The following is a 17445-nucleotide window of genomic DNA, read 5'->3' on the forward strand; positions in this document are numbered from 1 at the left end:
CGTTCATCGCGGCTGGAATCTCTTTTGTGAAGGAAAATGTCTCTTTTTATACAAAAATAGCCTTTTTATCTCCGTAATTTCCGATTGTGACAGTTGTGGGTGCGGAATGTGGGTTATAGTAAAAACCTATGATGATTGCGTAAGTTAATGGAGAGCGTAAGATGACATTAACAGATGCGGTGATATGGCTGCAAGAACGAACAGCGCTAGGGGTTTTGTCTGCATCAGTATTAAATGCGATCGCCCTCGTCTTAGAAGAACAACTGATACCGCCGCAAACTAACTTAGTAGTAGATGACACTACCCCACAAGGTCTGTATATTCTAAAACACGGCCACCTAGAGAGCCAACGCACCAACCAAACTTCGGCTTGGGCGATTGGTTTACTGCCAGGAGCCATCATTAACTTGCAAGAGCTACTATTAAACCAGCCAGCTCAAAGAACAATCATCACCACAAGCGAATCGTGTCTGTGGTTTATTCCAGCCGACCGATTTCGGGAATTAGTCAGCCAATACCCTGAAATATCGCAATTTTTATCACAGCAGCTAGCGCAAGAACTGGCTCAACTGTCTTCTCAACTATCTTACGAACAGGAGCGTCAAGCAGTATTACTGCCCTATTTAGTAACTAGGGCAAAACGAGGCATTGTGGGCAAAAGCCGCTATGCAGTGCGACTGCGACAGCAAATTAAACAAGCGTGTAGCGATCGCAAACCTGCTGTCATCTTCGGCGAACCAGGACTAGAAAAAGACAACATCGCTGCTTTGCTTCACTTCGGTTCTCCCCAGCGACGCGAACCGATCATCAAACTAGACTGTAGTAAATTGCAAGCAAGCGGGGGGGAACTTTTCGGTCGCGCAGGCGGCAAACGCGGGCTAATTGAATGGCTAGGCGAAGGCACCTTGGTACTCAACAACATTCAAGAACTTCCCCGCGATCTAACGCCGAAAATAGCTAAATTGCTAGAAACCAATACATACATTCCCGTCGGTGGGGAACAGGAAAAAGGGGGGGAAGAAATAAACCCCAAATTGCAATGTAAGGCACGCATTGTAATGATTTCCGAACGAACTTTGCCCACAATCGATCGCTGGGTACGTCATTCAATTAAAGTCCCACCGCTGCGGGTACGAAAAGCCGATATTAGCGACCAAATAGAATACTACATCCGGCTATTTTGTCGCGCTAAAGGTCTTGAAAGACCCCATGTAACACCAGAAGCTTTGCGCCGATTGCAAGCTTATGATTTCCCTGGAAACCTCAAAGAATTGCAAAGTCTTGTAGAAAGGGCAATCGTCCAGTCGGAATGTGCTAAAGAACTAACAGAAGAAGTATTCTGGTCGGTCGAAACCCATAAAAAGCGATTTCGCCTTAATCTCTTAAATTCCTACCCCCAACTGCGGCGATTTTTGCGTAGTTCTTGGTGGCCGGATAAGATTAATTACGGCTTTACTTTAGGCTTTTTTGCTCTAGTTGTAGCTGTCCTATTTCTTGGCCCCCAGCGTCGGCATGAAAATTTTGCTTTAAATATGTTTTGGGCATGGTGGTGGCCGTTGGTGCTAATAGGTTTCCCCTTTGTCGGACGGTTATGGTGCGCTGTTTGTCCATTTATGATTTATGGGGAAGTCACGCAGAAGCTTTCTTTGTGGCTTTGGCCGCGACAGCTGAAACGTTGGCCGCGACAGTCAGCTGAAAAGTGGGGTGGCTGGTTTTTATTTGGCTTATTCGTTCTAATTTATCTATGGGAAGAACTGTGGAATTTAGAAGATACGGCCTATCTTTCTGCTTGTTTGCTACTGTTGATTACTGCCGGAGCGATGATTTTCTCGGCAATTTTTGAGCGGCGATTTTGGTGTCGGTATCTATGCCCAATCGGGGGAATGAACGGGCTGTTTGCCAAGTTGTCGATGACTGAGCTAAGGGCGCAACAGGGCACTTGTTCGGCTGAATGCACGACGTATCAATGTTATAAGGGGGGGCCTCAAAAAGGGGAGGGTTTGGAGACAGGCGGATGTCCTTTGTATTCTCATCCAGCACAGTTGGAAGATAACAAAGATTGCGTGCTTTGCATGACGTGTCTTAAGGCTTGTCCGCACAGGTCAGTTGAACTCAATTTGCGTCCCCCTGGAATTGAGTTATGGACAACTCATGTGCCTCATGCTTATGAAGTGGCGCTGTTGCTGTTGTTGTTTAGCGGGGTGTATTTGCATCGATTACCTGAGTTGCGCTCGCTGTTAGGTTTGCAACTGGATTTGACTCAGTTTTGGCCTCATTTGGGCTTATCCCTAGCAGCTTTAATTATCCCCGCTACTGTGCCTTTAATTTGCTATGGCTGTATGCAGATGTTTTACCGATTGGGTAATTACATACAAGAAGTAAGAAGCCAAAGCAAAAATAAAAAATCTCAAATTCCAAATCTTAAGCCTCGCTCGTTTGTAGAGTTAGCTTATGGATATTTACCTCTAGTGCTAGGTGGGAATTTGGCTCATTATTTGCGGCTGGGCTTGGGAGAAGCTGGAAGAATTCTGCCAGTAAGTTTGGCCACTTTTGGGCTGGGTGGCGAGGGTTTACCAGTGTTGGTGGCTCATCCAGCTGCGATCGCGTTTTTGCAGGGGATAATACTAATTTTCTCCGTCCTTTTGAGTGTCGTATTAACGCAGAAGATTGCTCGTCAACCGCTGCGATTTCTGCTACCGCAACATATAGGGGCAATAGTGCTGGCTGTTGGTCTGTGGGCAATTGTTGTTGAATAACAAATGATTTGTCGTCGTTAACCAAGTAATGTCGTTGAACGGTAACATTGCTACCAATCGGGAGCTATTTGCGACTAATGGTAACTAACATATAGCGATCGCTATATACTCCTCAAATCTCAGAGGTAAATCTTTTGCGCTATCGCCCAAAAGATTTACCATATTACAAGCGATCTAAACAGCAGGTGCTACATGAGTGAAGTTGAAATAGACAAAATTCGAGAAGAGCGCATTGACATGGAGATAGTGGTCGATGCCTATAACGACGAAGAACGGGCGATGGGTTGGTACTGCTATCTTGAGGATAATCTCAATTTCCCCTTTAAAGCTAACTGGGTGAGAAAGGGACGCAAATCCTTATCGCCTGAAGCCAAAGAAGTTGAGGTGCTGGAAATGTCATCCGAGGAGGAATGCTTGGAGGATATGTTTGTGGAAATATTGTACAAAGATGCTACGGGTGATGATACTTTTTCTGCCCGTTTATCTGATATAAAGCCGATTGATGCTGATAGCGAAACTCAGGAAGCGATCGCAGACTGGCACTATTGGCTTGCCAGAGGATATGAGTTCTAAAGGATTATAAAATGGCAGTCTATCAAGTCCGGCTAGTCAATTCAACACTCAATCTCGACCGTACTATTTCTATACCAGACGATCAGTATATTTTAGATATCGCTGAAGATGCTGGGATTCGATTACCTTCGGGGTGCAAACAAGGGGAGTGTTCTGCTTGTGTCGCCAAACTGGTTAGTGGTGAAATAGATCAAAGCGAGCAAAAATTTCTCCGTCCACAAGAATTAGAGGCTGGCTACACTATTACCTGCGTTGCTTACCCGCTGTCTGATTGCACCCTAGAAACCCATCAAGAACAAGTTTTGTATAAATCTGCTCTTTATTTTAAGGCAGAGGCATCTAAGACAGAGTAATTTTTGTTATTACTGGGATAGTAGGAGGAGCAAATCATGCCCGATAATCCCAATCAACCAAAGCCTTATGATGCTGTCATAGGCGGTCAAAATCCGCCTCCCTCTAATGGCGCAGTTTTAGGAGGCTTGCAAGGTGTAAAAACGCGTATAGCTAATGCTTCTCTAGAGATAAGAAAGGGCGGGATAAGGGAAGCTCTAAAATATGGGCAAGATGGCTTAGAATTAGCAATTCAAGCTCTAGAAGATCCCGCCGAAGAAGTGCAGTGGTTCGCGTATTTACTACTAAAAACCCGGCCAGAAACCAGCATCAGAAATGCCTTGCAGGATTATATTCCTGTAATATATAGAAAGTTGCGCGACCTCTTGGAAACAGGAAATTGGAAAGACGCAGATGGGGAAACTGCGGCGGCTATGCTGAAGGTAGCTGGGAGGGAAAAACAAGGCTGGTTGCGAGTAGAAGATATCAGCAGGTTTCCTAGCGATGAACTGCGTATTATCGACCAACTTTGGCTGCGATACAGCAACGGACGCTTTGGTTTTAGTATACAAAAACAGATTTGGCAAAGCGTTGGCAATAATTATTCTCCATTTGGCGATCGCGTCCGCTGGCGACAGTTTGGCGGGTGGTTGAGTTATTCTCAGTTCAGTTTTACCGCAGAAGCCCCCGAAGGCCATTTGCCTGCTGCACACCTTACCTGGGATTCATTAAAGCGCGATCAGACATGGCTTTGGTATGGCGGTACCGTAGATGATGTGCGCTGGTTTGAACTTAAATCTCTTCTCTCGCGTCGAGATTTGTAGAGTAGAGCAGAAATTTTATTTGTACATTTACCTTTAATGCCAAATTGTTATGAGTCGGTTCCTCTACGAAAAATCAGTTTCCTATAAAGGGCATCTAATTATTCCGTTTGTTTTTGGGATAGTTGATGGAAATCCTATTTACTCATATGTCTTACTATCGGAGTTGGGACATAAAGGTAAATTTCATAAGTCAGAAAACCCTGTTGGTATGTATTCGTGTAGCATATCCGACATAATTGATATAGCAAAGTCCCATCTTGATGATAATTCCGATGTTGTAACTGAGGGAGATTATTTTAAGTCTAGATACACTTATCGCGGCGACATTATTATTACATACAAATTAGCAGATAAATATTTTTATGACCATTATAAAAATGACAGTTTAAATAATGTTGCTGCCCCCAGATTATTTGCAAGCGAACAAGAATGTATAACTTGGGTAAAAGAGGGATTGGATCGTTCGCATATAAATGAAGAAGTTGAACGGGCACAGGGATAAACGTAAGGTGGGCAGTGCCCACCTTATGTTTTATTGTGAATTGGAACGTGCTTGTTTAACCATTGCAATTAGAGTGTGATGGGCGTCTTCTGCATCTGCTAAAACATGATCGAACTCAACGCGGACTGGAACAGCAGCACCGTTAACGATGGCATTTAAATTCATACCCTGCGGATCGATTGAAAGCATTTCTGCTGAAGCAGCATCGGGAGTATTACCAAATTTTTGGGCGTAAAGAACGACAGCATTAGCATGATCGTCGTTCATGTGCTTGCAGATGCGATCGCTGATTTCAGGAGTGATAGGTTCAGACATTATTAGATTAATCCAACGCGATAATTCGACAGCTATTTTCCCACAAAGTCTGCGATCGCTGCGATAAACTCTGCTGTTGATTCATAAGGCAAAACATTCCTACCAGGAATTTTCATACCTTTGCTGTTAGGCAGAAGTTGCAAATATTCGGCCAACCTTTCATCTGGCGTTTCTCCCTTGCCTTTCTTACTAATACTAGATGCCTCCTCGCCTAACACTACTAAAGTTGGTTGCTTAATAGCTGCGATCGCGTCTTTATAATCTTGTCGCCAAAACCCAGCCAGGAAGGAAAAAACAGCATGGCGACTATCAGGATTTGCCGCACCTTTCACCAAAGTATCCAACCATTCAGCATCTACTGAATCTTGATCGGCAAATAATTGCCGAATCGAAAACGAATCTAAAAACTGCGGTCGCCGCGCATAGCGATAAAAAGCTTTGCCAAAAGGAGAATCTAATATGTTCCATCTCACTCGTTGCCGCACAGGCGGAGAATTTTTAGTTATCAGTGGCAAAGCAGGCGGGCCAGCCAGCACTAAAGCGCTAATTAAATTAGGTTCATTTTGTAGATTAACTAACTCAATTGCTACAGGCAGCAAGGCACCTTGAACTATTATAATTACAGGTTGTTTTACAACATTCTGCAAAAAATATTGCAACTGTTCAGCCCAATCTCTAGGGGTGCAGGCGACGTGCGGCATATCGCTATTACCGCATCCCAATAAGTCTGGATTGTAGATAGGATTAGAATGACCTGTTTTATACCACTCCGTACAGAATCGCTGCCAGAAATGCCGGGATAAGCCAACACCGATGGGATGGATTAATAGTAAAGGAGTAGCGGGAGCGTTATTGGCATCTGTCGGAATGTGGAATTCGTAAGCGCATTTGTAATTTTTCCAGGTGTAAAACTGAGTCGCAGTTTCCGTCGTCGGTGAAGTTTGGGTAGGCATATTAAAATTATCCCGGACTATAGCAAAAGTGCGTTAATTTGACAGTACAACAGCCAAACTGATTTTTTCAACCGCTGGAACATGATTTATTCAAAACAGCGAATAATTAACGAGTTTCTATGTTTGCCGCTTTTCTACCTGACAAATGCAATCAACTGAGAGATTCCACCTGTATTACCACCGTCCAAAGCCTCAAGCAGATTGCCATTACTACACCATTGAGCGATCGCACCATCGCCACAAATTACTATCATCAAGGTAAGGGCGGCACTCCCATTCTTTTGCTGCATGGGTTTGACAGTTCCCTACTAGAGTTCTTCCGCTTGTTGCCCCTACTCGCTGCCCATAACGAAACTTTGGCAGTGGATTTATTTGGTTTTGGCTTTACGGAGCGATCGCCAGGTATTCAGTTTAGCCCAGCTACCATTAAATCGCACCTTTTCTGCTTCTGGAAAACTTTGATTAATCAGCCGATGATACTGGTGGGAGCATCTATGGGAGGTGCGGCTGCAATCGATTTTGCACTCGCTCATCCCTCATGTGTTAAAAAACTGGTTTTAATCAACAGCACTGGCTATAGTGGGGGATTTCCTTTTGGGCAATTTCTGTTTCCCCCCTTCGAGTATTGGGCAGTAGAATGGTGGCGCTTCCTTAAACTTCAAACTTTAGCCAATGCCAGAAATCAACGCAATCCAGATCACGCTTATTTGGATGCTGTTTTGTGCGCTACCCTGCCTATGGATATGCCTGGTTGGTATGAAGCTATCCTCGGTTTTACAAAAAGTGGTGCTTATAATATTGAGAAAGATATCGCCAAAATTGATAAGCCAACTTTGATATTGTGGGGGGAGGGGGATAATATGTTGGGTACTGCGGATGCAGAGAAATTTAAAAGAGCGATCGCTCGCTCTGAGCTAATCTGGATCTCAAATAGCGGTCACGTCCCTCAATTCGAGCAAGCCGAAATTACCGCCAAACACATTCTCGCTTTTGCCTGCTAATTAAGCAGAACTGCCACTTTCTCCGTTAACCGTCGCCGCACCAATTAAATGTGCAAGGCGTAGCGCTTCCGGAACTTTGCCGCAATCTGTTAAACGTTGCAGAACCGCTGCTGTAACTTCTGGAGTTTCACCGCAAACTTGAAAGAAAAACGGTGGAAATGCATGAATTTCGCCAGCACGTTGCAATATTCGCAAGCGGCGTTCTGGCTGTGGCAAACGCCTAATTGCTTGTTCTACTGCGGGAAGATTTGGCTGACGGCGCATTACTGCAACGCAAGGAAGCGATAGAGTATCTGCAAGTTTGGGCAAATCGACTACATTAAACCCGCCGAAGGCAATTCCATCTAGCAACACAATATGCAGTTGCGGCAGAAATTTGCCACCGATTAGTAACTTACAGAGGGTGCCTGTAGCATTCCAACCATCCTGTCTCGCGTGTCCCCACACCATACCTTCAAAGCGCGTACCCGCACAAACCACCCCGGCTATGGATACGCGACTGCCACGCCGACGTTGGAATGGCGCATCGTCGAAGCCGATGACGCGAATGACGCGATGTAGTCTGAGTAATGATTCGAGATTCACTGTAGAAATTTTATCAGCCTACTGGGGAGGCGGAGCATCCCAAACTGCAATTCCCTGCGTATACAAATGAGGATATTACCTAGCGGCTATGGAAAGAGAGATTATGACCGGGAATAACGAGCTGTGGCGACCTGGAAATGAAAATTTGGCCTTATCCAGAGATGATGTCCATGTTTGGCGTGCTTCGCTAGACCAAGCGCCATCTAGGGTGGATTATCTGGCGCAAACGCTTTCTAGAGACGAGCGATCGCGAGCGGATCGTTTTTACTTCGAGAAAGACAAAAAGCGGTTTATTGTCGGGCGCGGGCTACTTAGGACAATATTGGGGTACTACTTAGATATTCAGCCTCATCACGTAAAGTTTAGTTATGGCTCAAAGGGTAAGCCAGCGCTGGAGGTAGGAGACGAGGGTTGTAGGCTGGAGTTTAACTTGTCCCACTCCCAGGGAATGGCTATATATGCGATCGCGCGCGATCGCAAGATTGGTATTGACATCGAACACAAGCGTACAATTACTGAAGTCGATCAGCTTGCCAAAAACTTCTTTTCTGCGCGAGAGAACACTATATTAAGCGGACTCTCTCCCAGCCAGAAGCAAGAGATGTTTTTCCATTGCTGGACTAGCAAAGAAGCCTATCTCAAAGCAATCGGGGAAGGCTTGACTAAACCGCTAGATGAGATTGAAGTCAGCTTGGCGATCGGGGAACCACCGAAGTTACTTAGCATTGCAGGCGATCCGCAGGAAGCACAGCGCTGGTGTCTCCATTCCTTGACACCCGCCGCCGACTATGTAGCGACTCTTGCAGTTGAAGGACACGGTTGGCGTCTCTCTTGCTGGGAGTAAATTAGCCCTAAGTGCCTAATTCAATCAGCATTTCCGTACTGCTTAGGCGAAAACCGCAGGATGCAAACAACCGCCTCGCCGCATCGTTGGGAGCAGCAGTATCGAGCCGAATTTGCTTAACTCCCTTTTGGCTAAAACTATCAACAGCCATCATCACCATCTGGCGTGCAATTCCGGCGTGGCGATATTCCGGCTCCACCCATAAGTCGTGAATAAAAGCGAATTCTGCTAGACGATAAATTGGGATTTCACGCTCGATAGTCGCCACCAGAAACCCAACCAGTTGAGCAGGTTGGGTTGGCGTAGCAGCTTCAGACTCAGCTACCAGGAACACGCTGCGATCGCTAGTCGCCACTTTACTCAACCACCGTTGATAACCCAACTCCGGATTTGCTAAAAATCCATACTTAGCCGAATCCCACAATTCGTGCAAAGCGCAAATCGCCGCAACCATCGGTAGAACTGCGGGTACATCAACTGGTGTGGCAGGGCGGATAATCATGTCATACCATTTTGGATTTTAGTCTCGTTCCCAGGCTCTGCCTGGGAATGCGGATTTTGGATTGTAAAACCCAAGCCGGATGGCAGATTTGCGGGATTTTAACTGTTGCAAGCATAAAGCATATATGGTGTCGGTTCAAGCGCAACGGCTCTCTTTGACAGCATAAATACTCCCTATGGCAGGTCTACTTAACGAAAAGTAACTATATTCTGGGAAAGGTTATGTAAACCCCCACGATAAGCCGACTTGTACCCGAATAAAGCGGCAAATACCTAAATATAACAACCCGTTTTCTTGTAAGAAAGCGGGTTGAGAGGAACCGAGATATTAATACAGAGCGAGGCGAATTAAGGTGAGAATTGGCGCTTATTACTTGGGCAACGGAAATTGTGAATTTACCGTTTGGGCACCCACTCTCCAAGAGGTAGCTGTAAAAATCGTTTCTCCTAAAGAACACCTGATTCCGATGGAAAAGGATGAATGGGGATACTGGAAAGCAACAGCATCGGGCATCGAACCAGGAACGCATTACTATTACAAACTAGAAGAAAACAAGGAAAGACCAGATCCCGCATCGAAATATCAACCCAAGGGAGTGCATGGCCCTTCTGAGGTAATTGATAATAGCACTTTTGCTTGGAATGACGCTGATTGGTCGGGCGTTCCTTTAGATGAATGGATTATTTATGAATTGCACGTTGGTACTTTCACGCCTGAAGGTACATTTGAGGCAATGATTCCCCGGCTGAGTACATTACGCGATTTGGGAGTTAATGCAATTGAGATTATGCCAATTGGACAATTTCCAGGCGATCGCAACTGGGGATATGATGGCGTTTATCCCTTTGCCGTACAAGATTCCTACGGTGGCCCGGAAGGATTTAAAAAACTCGTCGATGCGTGTCACCAACACGGTATTTCAGTAATTCTCGATGTAGTTTACAACCACCTCGGCCCCGAAGGAAATTACTTTAGAGACTTTTCCCCCTACTACTTCAATGCCAGATATTTTGGCGAGTGGGGAGACGCTATGAACTTCGATCATGATTACAGCTACGGCGTGCGTAATTTCTGTTTAGAAAACGCTGTTTGTTTTTTCCAAGAATATCACATTGATGCCCTGAGATTAGATGCAATCCAGGGCATTTACGACTTGGGTGCTAAACACTTTTTGCAGGAACTAGCAGACACAATTCACCACCTTTCCCAAGAGCAAGGACGCAAACTTTACATAACAGCCGAAAGCGATTTAAACGATGTCCGAGTCATTCGACCCAAAGAAGTGGGTGGCTGCGGAATAGATGCCCAGTGGAACGACGATTTTCATCATTCAGTACACACCTTACTCACGGGTGAAGACGACAGGTATTACTCGGATTTTGGCAAGTTAGAACAACTAGAAAAATCATACCGAGAAGGGTTTGTTTATTCCGGGCAGTTTGCACCTAATAGAAAGCGACATCATGGGAGCGATTCTACACAAGAACCCGGCTATCGATTTATTGTATTTACCCAAACTCACGACCAAATAGGAAATCGTGTTTTAGCAGAAAGAATAGCTAAACTTGTTTCCCTAGAAGGATTGAAACTAGGAGCAGGTGCAGTCTTCCTCTCTGCGTTTATTCCGTTTCTGTTTATGGGTGAAGAATACGGGGAAGACGCCCCATTCTTCTACTTTATCAGTCACTCAGATAAGGAGTTGATTGAAATTATCCGCAAGAGCAAGCAAGAAGAGTTTAAAGCATTTGCAGGACGAGGTGAGGCGCCAGATCCACAGAGTCCTGACACCTTCAACAAGTGCAAACTCAAATGGGAACAGCGAAACGAAGGTAAACACAAAGTTTTGTGGGAATTTTATCAGCAGTTAATTCAGTTCCGGCGGACGCTTCCTGCTTTGAAAGAGCTAGACAAAAAACGTCTAGAGGTGTCCAGCGTTGAAGCAGATAAAATATTGTTTCTCCGTAGATGGAACGAGGGTAGCCAGATATTCAGCGTTATGAACTTCAATCAGAAAGATGTTACATTTACGGCTAATGTGCCTAGTGGCAACTGGCGAAAGATTTTAGATTCTGCTGATACTAAGTGGATGGGTTCTGGCTCCACATTGCCTGAAAGTTTGGAACCGGGTAAGGAATTGACAATCAAACCCCAGAGTTTTGCACTCTACGAAATAGCAGGATGATAAACGAAGAACCGAGGCAGCAGCCCCGATCTTCTCGTTCCCAGGCTGGAGCCTGGGAACGCCTGCCGAGAGGGCTGCTGCCTCGTTGTTTGGAGAGGCTCTGCCTCTATGAATGCATTCCCTAGCAGAGCCTGGGAACGAGAGTGAGAGCCTGGGAACGAGAGTCAAGAGCCTGGGAGCAAGAGTCAAGAGCCTGGGAACGAGAGTCAAGAGTAAGATTAAAAGATTAATTAGGAGTGAAAATTAGATCATGCGTATTCCCAAAGCAACATATAGAATTCAGTTCAATTCTGCTTTTCCCTTTGAAGCGGCGCAAAAAATTATTGCTTATCTGGCTGAATTAGGTATTTCAGATATCTATGCTTCACCTATTTTTAAAGCTAGAGCAGGAAGCACTCACGGCTATGATGTAGTTGACTCCAATCAACTTAACCCCGAACTGGGTACAGAAGAAAACTATGAAGCATTGGTAAGCGAAGTTAAGAAGCATGACATGGGATGGGTACAGGATATTGTTCCCAACCACATGGCTTACGATAGCGAAAATTTGCTATTGATGGACGTGCTAGAAAATGGCCCTAATTCCGAGTCGTTTGACTATTTCGACATTGACTGGAATCACCCTTATGAAGCTATCAGAGGGCGGGTGCTTGCCCCTATGTTGGGAAATTATTATGGTGATTGTTTAGAAAATGGCGATATTCAATTAAAGTATGACGAAAATGGGCTGAGTGTCAATTATTTTGGTCTAACACTTCCTGTAAAAATAGAATCTTACGCTCGGTTCATAACTTATAATTTGGGCAAGCTAAATAGGGCATTGGGAAGACATAATCCCGACTTTGTAAAGCTTTTGGGTATTCTTTATCTGCTTAAAAATACTTCTGATGAATCAAAAGGCAAGGAACGATACGACCAGATTGCCTTTGTCAAAGGACTGCTTTGGGAACTATACAACCAAAATCCAGAAATTAAGGAATTTATCGATAGCAATATACAGTTTTTCAATGGAGAGAAAGGCAATCCAGAGAGTTTTAATCCTCTAGATAGCTTACTTTCTGAACAGTTTTATCGGCTTTCGTTCTGGAAAGTGGGCGCTGAAGAACTTAACTACAGGAGGTTTTTTACCGTCAATGAATTGATTTCTGTCAAAGTTGAAGAAATCAAAGTTTTTCACAAAACTCACGCTTTGATCGCTCAGTTGGTTGAGTCTGGCAAGATAACTGGATTAAGAATCGATCATATTGACGGACTCTACGATCCAACACAATATCTGGAAAGACTCAGGGAGAAAACAGCAGATGTCTACCTTACAGTAGAGAAAATACTGGAACATAAAGAAGACTTGCCGGAATATTGGCCAATTGAGGGAACAAGCGGCTATGACTTTTTAAATTACGTTAACGGCGTCTTCTGTAAGAGTGAAAGCGAGGAGCCGTTGACTGAGATTTACTCGCGGTTGACAGGTTTTAAAGATTCCTACGAGCAGCTTTTTATAGAGAAGAAAAGGCTAATTGTAGAAAAGAATATGGCGGGAGATGTAGACAATCTCGCTCACTTGCTGAAAAGAGTATCGGGTTATTCAAGAGTAGGTAGCGATTTTACTCAGCATGGTCTTCAAAGAGCATTATCCGAGGTGCTGATAGTTTTCCCAGTTTATCGAACATACATAAATCAAGACGGGTTGAGGGAATCGGATCGGTTTTATGTGAAGGAAGCGATCGCTAAGGCTAAGGAGCAAGTCCCCCTGCTGTTAAAAGAGCTTAATTACATCGAAAAATTACTGTTGCTGGAAGAGGAAGAGTCTTTAAAACCAGAACAAAAAGAGTTACAGCGTCACTTCGTAATGAGGCTTCAGCAGCTAACTGGCCCGCTGACGGCAAAAGGAATTGAAGACACTCTTTTATATGTGTATAACCGCCTTTTATCGCTGAATGAAGTGGGTGGAAATCCCAGCCAATTTGGTGTTACAGTTGCAGACTTTCACGAGTTCAACAAAAAGCAACAAGAACTCTGGACTCATAAAATGAATGCAACTGCAACGCACGACACTAAGCGCGGTGAAGATGCCAGAGCAAGAATTAATGTCATTTCAGAAATTCCAGAGGAGTGGGAAAACCAGGTAAAGCTTTGGAGCGAAATTAACAACTCTAAAAAAGTCAAAGATAAGCGCCGGACTATTCCCTCAAAGAATGACGAATACTTCTTTTACCAAACCCTAATTGGTTCATTGCCATTTGCTGAAAGCGAGTATGCGGAATTTGTGGAACGGGTTAAAGACTATGTAATTAAGGCTGTACGAGAGGCGAAAGTTCACACGGCTTGGCTCAGACCTGATTCCGATTATGAAAATGGTTTTATTGCCTTTGTTGAGGACGCGCTAAAGCCTGGGGAAGATAATGAATTTATGAAGGCATTTCTGCCTTTTCAGAAGTTGGTGGCTGAATATGGAATATTCAACTCGCTGTCACAAACTCTGTTAAAGAGTACGTCTCCTGGCGTGCCTGATTTTTATCAGGGTACGGAGTTATGGGAGCTGAGTATGGTAGACCCGGATAATCGCCGTCCGGTTGACTTTGAGCAACGGTTAGGGTTTCTAAAAGATATCAAAGAAAAAGCACAGAAAGATGTGTTGAAGCTGATTGATGAATTGTTGGCATCTTCGGAAGATGGAAGAGTTAAACTTTTCCTAACAACGAAAATTCTTGAGTCGAGAAATAAGAATCTAGAAGTTTTCCAGAATGGGGATTATTTACCCCTTGAGGTGGTTGGAAAGTTTAAAGATCATATCGTTGCTTTTGCGAGAAAGTATGAGAATAAGGTAGCTATTACCGTTGCTCCACGATTGCTAACAAGCTTGGTGGGACAAGGAGAATATCCCCTTGGCGAACAGGTGTGGCATGATACTCAATTAAAGTTACCGCAGGAAATGCCTTCGGGTTGGCTAGATGCGATCGCTTCTCAAGCGATTCAAGCTAATGGAACCCTTCTGGTAGGTGAAGCTTTGAAATATTTTCCTGTTGCTTTACTAATTGGTCAAATCAATAGCTAAATATCGCGATTTGCACGCTTCAACGATGAAATTTTTGGCTCATGCTCATACATTAGCTTAATTGTGGGCAGTGCCAGGCTAATTATTAGGAAAAACTGAAATGCTTGACGAGGAAGGTATCAACGAATTTAAACAGCAGATGCTTGTTGACTTCAATTCGAGAACTAATTACGACAACAAAGGGTCTTTCCACCCTCGTGTTGCTAATCGGTTGATTGAACTAGCTCCGCTGCAAAGCGGACAGAAAGTTCTCGATGTTGCAACTGGTACTGGTAATGTAGCGATCGCTGCTGCTAAAATCGTTGGTTCTTCAGGTCAAGTAATTGGAGTTGACATTGCTAGCGGGATGCTAAACCAAGCTAAACAAAAGATTGAGGCGGCAGGTTTAAATAATATCGAACTAATGGAAGCAGATGTAGAGCATTTAAGTTTCAGCGATCGCTGTTTCGATGCAATTATCTGTTCTTTGGCAATTTGTTACTTAACCGATATTCCTGCTGCTTTACGTCAATGGTATCGCTGGCTCAAAACGGATGGATTTGTGGCGTTTAATTGTTGGGCTGAAACAGCTTTTACGCCGTCTGTTTTGTTTAGAGCAGTTGCTCAAAGGTATGGCATAAAAGTTCCAAATCCTAACGAACCGCTGGGCACGATTGACAGGTGCGACAAGCTATTAAAGGAGGCAGGATTTACAGACATTGATATAAAAACCGAGCAGTTTGGCTGGTATTACACGCCGGACGCTAGCTATGCTGAAGGCTTGTGGAACATAAACTCTAAGAACCCCTTCGGTTTTCAGATAAATCAACTATCGCCGGAAAAATTAGAACAATGCAAGGCTGAATACTTCGCACACCTAGAGATAGAGCCAACAACAGAACAAGGAAATTGGTGTGATGCTACAGCATTTTTTGTATTAGCTAGGAAGTAATAGTTTTTAATTTTTTTGAAACGCTATAAATAATAAGGGCAAACCATGAAAAATCCAATTTTAAAGCAAAATCAACTGTTCCCAGCACCAGACCAGATTAAGGCAGTAAGAGCTTACATCAAAGAAACTTGGCAGACACTTTCTCGCTCTCATAAGCATATTCTAGAATCTGCCCGCGACCCTAAAATCGATCATGCCCCAAGCAAGCCTTGGCCTATTTATATCTCGCCCAAGGAGGACGTAGAAGTAATTAAAAAAAGCTTGGAAAAATCTATCAGCAAAGAGGAATTTGCTCAAATAGAAATTCGCGTTTTACCTGCCGAAGTAGAGCAAATTCAAGAGCATGGATTGCTCTACTTACCTCATGATTACGTGGTTCCGGGCGGTCGCTTTAATGAGATGTACGGCTGGGATAGTTATTTCATTCAATTGGGATTGTTACAAGATGGGGAATTGAATTTAGCGAAAAGTTTGGTGGATCAACTGCTATATGAAATCGAGCATTACGGAACGATTTTAAATGCAAATCGCACTTATTTGCTAACGCGATCGCAACCCCCCCTATTAACGCCGATGATTTTGGCACTCTTTCAGCATACGCAGGATAAGGAATGGTTGCAATCTTTACTGCCAACGGTGGAAAGATTTTATTACTACTGGACATTGCCCCCCCATCTCAATCAAGCAACGGGACTTTCGCGTTATTTTGCTTTGGGTGAAGGGCCAGCACCAGAAGTACTTATTTCTGAGCGAGATGAGCAGGGAAGAACTCATTACGATCGAGTTTTGGAGTATTATCGCCAGTTTGAAGTTGAGGATTATGATGTCAATTTGTATTATGACAGGGAGCAAGACGAGCTAACTAATTTGTTCTACAAAGGTGACAGAACAATGCGCGAATCGGGCTTCGATCCGTCTAACCGTTTTGGCCCCTTCAATGTAGATATTATTCACTATGCGCCCGTTTGCTTGAACGTTTTACTGTATCAAATGGAGCAAGATATAGCGCAGATAAATGATATTTTCGGTTATGAAGCAGTTGCTAATCAGTGGCGCGATCGCGCTGCCTCCAGGCAAGAATTAATTAACCGCTTCCTCTGGGATGAAGAAGCAGGGCTTTACTTCGATTACAACTTCACAACTGGCGATCGCCGCCGCTATGAATTCGCTACCACATTTTATCCTCTGTGGGCGGGTATCGCATCAGTTGAACAAGCCCAGCGAGTTGTGCATAATTTGCCCGAATTTGAAGCACCAGGAGGATTGCTCACCAGCACCCGCGTTACCGGAAGCCAATGGGATGCCCCCTTTGGTTGGGCACCTTTACATTTATTTGCCGTCCAGGGATTGCATCGATATGGCTATCACCGAGAAGCTGAACGATTAGCAAGAAAATTTATATCTTTAGTAGTCCAAGAGTTTGAAAAATGCGGAGCGATTGTCGAAAAATACGACGTTTTTAATTGCTCTGCCGATGTTTCAGATGAGATTCAATTCGGCTACAGTTCCAACGAAATTGGTTTTGGTTGGACTAACGGAGTATTTCTGGAACTATTAGCAACTCTGGAATAAATAGGGAATGCTCTGCATTAACTCAACCTAGCCGTACATTCAAGAACCAACCTTTGGTTCTCTACAGAGTATGGCTGAATTTCCAAAGCGCGTCGAAAAGCTTGTATAGCAGCGCGGTAATCTCCGAGTGCAGCATGGCATAAACCCATACCGTGCAATGCGCCAAAATGGATGGGATTGAGTTTAATTACCATCTCACAATCGGCGATCGCTTCTTGGTAATACCCTTGAGTAAAATAAAGAACTGCTCGTCTATTCCAAGCTTCAGCAAAATCCGGCTGAGTGTCTATCAGTTCTGTGAGTAATTCTTCTGCTTGTGCAATCTCTCCTGCTTGGAGCATTACTTGGCTGCGCTGAAGAAGTTCAAACCCCACCACTCCCTTTTGTTGGAACCAGATACGCCATAGTTCCTCAGTTGCCCGTTGGCGGACAGCTTCAGCGGGGTTTTTTAGGGCTTCTAGTAATGCATTGATTGATGATTTATCCATAAATTTGCGATGTATAAAAGGGTAAATTCCACTTA

General features: G+C 44.2%; 16 protein-coding genes. 11 read left to right on the forward strand and 5 right to left on the reverse strand.

Going from position 1 to position 17445, the window contains the following annotated elements; genetic code table 11:
• Positions 1–161: 161 nt before the first annotated feature.
• From H6F77_RS07765 to H6F77_RS07785, 5 genes are all read left to right on the forward strand, one after another.
• Positions 162–2756 (forward strand): sigma 54-interacting transcriptional regulator, encoded by a 2595-nt coding sequence (locus H6F77_RS07765; RefSeq protein WP_190487014.1) that lies wholly within the window; start codon positions 162–164, stop codon positions 2754–2756.
• Positions 2757–2948: 192 nt separating this feature from the next.
• Positions 2949–3329 carry a calcium-binding protein gene (locus tag H6F77_RS07770; protein WP_190487016.1) on the forward strand — a complete coding sequence of 127 codons (381 nt, stop codon included), beginning with the start codon at positions 2949–2951 and terminating at the stop codon, positions 3327–3329.
• A gap of 11 nt (positions 3330–3340) precedes the next feature.
• Positions 3341–3682, forward strand: coding sequence for a 2Fe-2S iron-sulfur cluster-binding protein (locus H6F77_RS07775; RefSeq protein ID WP_190487018.1), 342 nt, complete (start codon positions 3341–3343; stop codon positions 3680–3682).
• Between the two features lie 36 nt (positions 3683–3718).
• Positions 3719–4483, forward strand: coding sequence for a GUN4 domain-containing protein (locus tag H6F77_RS07780; protein ID WP_190487020.1), 765 nt, complete (start codon positions 3719–3721; stop codon positions 4481–4483).
• 49 nt (positions 4484–4532) lie between these two features.
• Complete coding sequence (locus tag H6F77_RS07785; RefSeq protein ID WP_190487022.1) at positions 4533–4985, forward strand: hypothetical protein; 453 nt, start codon at positions 4533–4535, stop codon at positions 4983–4985.
• A 30-nt stretch (positions 4986–5015) separates the two neighbouring features.
• Here the strand turns inward: H6F77_RS07785 and H6F77_RS07790 are convergent, their stop codons facing one another.
• Both H6F77_RS07790 and H6F77_RS07795 read right to left on the reverse strand, forming a co-directional pair.
• Positions 5016–5300, reverse strand: coding sequence for a DUF2470 domain-containing protein (locus H6F77_RS07790; RefSeq protein ID WP_190487023.1), 285 nt, complete (start codon positions 5298–5300; stop codon positions 5016–5018).
• Positions 5301–5332: 32 nt separating this feature from the next.
• Positions 5333–6253 carry an alpha/beta fold hydrolase gene (locus H6F77_RS07795; RefSeq protein ID WP_190487025.1) on the reverse strand — a complete coding sequence of 307 codons (921 nt, stop codon included), beginning with the start codon at positions 6251–6253 and terminating at the stop codon, positions 5333–5335.
• A gap of 119 nt (positions 6254–6372) precedes the next feature.
• Here H6F77_RS07795 and H6F77_RS07800 point away from each other — a divergent pair, with 119 nt between their 5' ends.
• Positions 6373–7254, forward strand: a complete 882-nt coding sequence (locus tag H6F77_RS07800; RefSeq protein WP_190487027.1) for an alpha/beta fold hydrolase — start codon at positions 6373–6375, stop codon at positions 7252–7254.
• Here H6F77_RS07800 and H6F77_RS07805 read toward each other — a convergent pair whose 3' ends face one another.
• The gene (locus H6F77_RS07805) at positions 7255–7839 is read right to left on the reverse strand and encodes an endonuclease dU (RefSeq protein ID WP_190487029.1); all 585 of its coding nucleotides are present in this window, start codon (positions 7837–7839) and stop codon (positions 7255–7257) included.
• 88 nt (positions 7840–7927) lie between these two features.
• Between H6F77_RS07805 and H6F77_RS07810 the strand changes: the two genes are divergently transcribed.
• A complete protein-coding gene (locus H6F77_RS07810) occupies positions 7928–8683 on the forward strand; it encodes a 4'-phosphopantetheinyl transferase family protein (protein ID WP_242021993.1) in 756 nt (251 codons plus the stop codon).
• 7 nt (positions 8684–8690) lie between these two features.
• Here H6F77_RS07810 and H6F77_RS07815 read toward each other — a convergent pair whose 3' ends face one another.
• On the reverse strand, positions 8691–9185 hold the full coding sequence (locus H6F77_RS07815) for a GNAT family N-acetyltransferase (RefSeq protein ID WP_190487033.1): 495 nt from the start codon (positions 9183–9185) through the stop codon (positions 8691–8693).
• Positions 9186–9537: 352 nt separating this feature from the next.
• On the opposite strand from H6F77_RS07815, the gene treZ reads away from it, so the two are divergent.
• The 4 genes from treZ (at position 9538) to H6F77_RS07835 (ending at position 16922) form a co-directional block, all read left to right on the forward strand.
• Positions 9538–11367 carry a malto-oligosyltrehalose trehalohydrolase gene (treZ, locus tag H6F77_RS07820; protein ID WP_190487035.1) on the forward strand — a complete coding sequence of 610 codons (1830 nt, stop codon included), beginning with the start codon at positions 9538–9540 and terminating at the stop codon, positions 11365–11367.
• 250 nt (positions 11368–11617) lie between these two features.
• Positions 11618–14419 (forward strand): malto-oligosyltrehalose synthase, encoded by a 2802-nt coding sequence (treY, locus tag H6F77_RS07825; protein ID WP_190487037.1) that lies wholly within the window; start codon positions 11618–11620, stop codon positions 14417–14419.
• A gap of 100 nt (positions 14420–14519) precedes the next feature.
• On the forward strand, positions 14520–15350 hold the full coding sequence (locus H6F77_RS07830) for a class I SAM-dependent methyltransferase (protein ID WP_190487038.1): 831 nt from the start codon (positions 14520–14522) through the stop codon (positions 15348–15350).
• Between the two features lie 45 nt (positions 15351–15395).
• Complete coding sequence (locus H6F77_RS07835) at positions 15396–16922, forward strand: trehalase family glycosidase (RefSeq protein WP_190487040.1); 1527 nt, start codon at positions 15396–15398, stop codon at positions 16920–16922.
• Between the two features lie 17 nt (positions 16923–16939).
• Here the strand turns inward: H6F77_RS07835 and H6F77_RS07840 are convergent, their stop codons facing one another.
• Complete coding sequence (locus H6F77_RS07840; protein ID WP_190487042.1) at positions 16940–17410, reverse strand: tetratricopeptide repeat protein; 471 nt, start codon at positions 17408–17410, stop codon at positions 16940–16942.
• Between the last annotated feature and the right edge of the window lie 35 nt (positions 17411–17445).

The sequence above is a fragment of the Microcoleus sp. FACHB-831 genome (genome assembly GCF_014695585.1).
Classification (GTDB): Bacteria; Cyanobacteriota; Cyanobacteriia; order Cyanobacteriales; family FACHB-T130; genus FACHB-831.